This is a genomic window from Mycobacterium sp. (assembly GCF_035499775.1).
Classification (GTDB): Bacteria; Actinomycetota; Actinomycetes; order Mycobacteriales; family Mycobacteriaceae; genus Mycobacterium.
Genome location: NZ_DATJYB010000187.1, coordinates 1 through 2,488, shown reverse-complemented (window position 1 = coordinate 2,488; position 2,488 = coordinate 1). Strand labels below are relative to the sequence as shown.

At 65.0% G+C, this 2,488-nt stretch carries 2 protein-coding genes; both read right to left on the bottom strand.

Annotation, left to right across the window (positions count from 1 at the left end; translation table 11 throughout):
- Positions 1 to 57: 57 nt before the first annotated feature.
- Positions 58 to 1,218: a thiolase family protein gene (locus VML93_RS12600; protein WP_325611000.1), complete on the bottom strand. Its 1,161-nt coding sequence runs from the start codon at positions 1,216 to 1,218 to the stop codon at positions 58 to 60.
- A 93-nt stretch (positions 1,219 to 1,311) separates the two neighbouring features.
- The gene (locus tag VML93_RS12595; protein ID WP_325611002.1) at positions 1,312 to 2,478 is read right to left on the bottom strand and encodes an acyl-CoA dehydrogenase family protein; all 1,167 of its coding nucleotides are present in this window, start codon (positions 2,476 to 2,478) and stop codon (positions 1,312 to 1,314) included.
- Positions 2,479 to 2,488 lie beyond the last annotated feature (10 nt).

Sequence of the window (2,488 nt, the reverse complement as noted above, 5' to 3'; positions counted from 1 at the left end):
AGTAGGTAGGTTTGGCCGCGCTGGCAAGAGGCTGTGCGAAAGAAGGTGTGCCCGGAGCTAGTTCACCAGTTCGACCAAAGTGGCATTGGCCGTGCCGCCGCCCTCGCACATGGTCTGCAGACCGTAACGAATCCCATTGTCACGCATATGATTTACCATCCGGGTCATCAGCACGGCGCCGGACGCGCCCAGTGGGTGACCCAGCGCAATCGCGCCACCCAGCGGGTTGACCCGCGCCGGATCGGCGCCGGTTTCGGCGATCCACGCCAGCGGCACCGGCGCAAAAGCCTCGTTCACCTCGAAGACCCCCACCTCGGCCAGGTTCACGCCGGCCTTATTCAGCACCTTCTCGGTCGCCGGAATCGGACCGGTGAGCATGAGCACCGGATCGGCACCGGTGACCGCTCCCGCGCGGTAGCGCACGATCGGTTCCAAGCCCAGCCCCAGCGCCATCTCCGCGGTGGTCACCAGCAACGCGGCCGCGCCGTCGGAGATCTGCGAGGAGTTACCGGCGTGGATCACGCCGTCCTCGACGAACGCGGGCTTGAGCCCGGCCAGTTTCTCGACGCTGGTGCCGCGCCGCACGCCCTCGTCCGCGACGACGACTTGCGAATCAGACTCGGGATCCTCGGGGAACACCGGCACGATCTGGTCAGTGAATGCGCCCGCGTCCTGGGCCGCGGCGGCCCGCTCGTGCGACTGGACCGAGTATTCGTCGAGCCGGCTGCGGGAGAACCCCCACTTCTTGGCGATCATCTCCGCCGACAGACCCTGGTTGAAGGAGAAATCGTCATAGCGGGCAAGGACTTTCGGGCCGTACGGCATCCCGGTTGCCCGGGCTGCACCGAGCGGGACGCGGCTCATGACTTCGACGCCGCCGGCCACGACGAGATCCTGCTGGCCCGACATCACCGCCTGCACCGCGAAGTCGAGAGCCTGCTGGCTGGAACCGCAGGCCCGGTTGACAGTGGTCCCGGGGATGCTCTCCGGCCAACCGGCCGCCAGGACCGCATAGCGGCCGATGTTGCTGGATTGGTCGCCAACCTGGGACACACATCCCCAGATCACGTCGTCGACGATCTCCGGGCCGATGCCGGCGCGTTCCAGCAGTTCGTTGAGGACGACGGCGGACAGGTCGGCGGCGTGCACACCCGACAGACCGCCGTTGCGCTTCCCGACCGCCGTCCGCACCGCCTCGACGATGACAGTTTCACGCATGATTCGCTCCGATCAATTCTTCGTCGCCGAACGTGCAGTGGGTGCGCAAAAATCGCGAGATGTTCGGACTGAGCACACGTTCGACGTTAGTCCTCAGTAACTTCTGGGCAGCTTCAGGGCGTGCGTGCCCAGGAAGTTGAGGATCATCTCCTGGCTGATCGGCGCGATCTTCATCAGCCGCGCCTCCCGGAAGTAGCGCGCGACGTGGTACTCCTCCGAATAGCCCATGCCACCATGGGTTTGCAGTGCCCGGTCCGCGGTGGTGAAGCCGGCATCGGCGCACAGGTATTTGGCGGTATTCGCTTCGCGCCCACAGGGTTTGCCGTTGTCGTAGAGCCAGGTTGCCTTGCGCAACATCAGCTCGGCGGCGTCCAGCCGGGCCAGTGAGTCGGCGAGCGGAAACTGGATACCCTGGTTCATGCCGATCGGGCGGTCGAAGACGTGCCGCTCGTTGGCGTAGCGCACCGCCTTCTCCAGAGCCACCCGCCCGATGCCGAGTGCCTCGGCGGCGATCAGCATCCGCTCCGGGTTCAGCCCGTCCAGTATGTACTGAAATCCCTTGCCTTCCTCGCCAACTCGGTCCTCGACCGGGATCTCGAGGTTGTCGATGAACAGCTCGTTGGAGCTGACCGCATTGCGGCCCATCTTGCGAATCGGACGAACGTCGACTCGGCTGCGGTCCAGATCGGTGAGAAACAGCGTCATGCCGTCGGTCTTCTTGGACACTTCGCCATACGACTGAGTCCGGGTGAGCAACAGCATCTTGTCGGATTCGATTGCCTTGGAGATCCACACCTTGCGGCCGTTGACGACGTAGTGGTCCCCGTCGCGCTTGGCGAACGTCGTGATGCGCGACGTGTCCAGCCCGGCGCCGGGTTCGGTCACCCCGAAGCAGACGTGCACGTCGCCGGTCGCAACCGGTGGCAAGGTGCGGCGCTTGAGTTCCTCGGAGCCGTGCACCACCACCGGTTGCATCCCGAAGATCGACAGGTGGATCGAGCTGGCGGCGTTCATCGCGCCACCGGATTTGGCGACCTCCTCGAGCAGGATCGTGGCCTCGGTGATGCCCAGGCCGTGGCCGCCGTACTCGGTCGGAATCGTCATGCCCAGCCAGCCGCCGTCGGCGATGGCCCGGTAAAACTCCGTCGGAAACTCGTGCGCCTGGTCTTTTTCCATCCAGTAGTGGTCGTCGAACTTGTGCGCCAACTCGGCGACCGACCGGCGGATCAGCTCCTGATCGTCGGTCAGCTCGAAATTCATTCCACCGTCG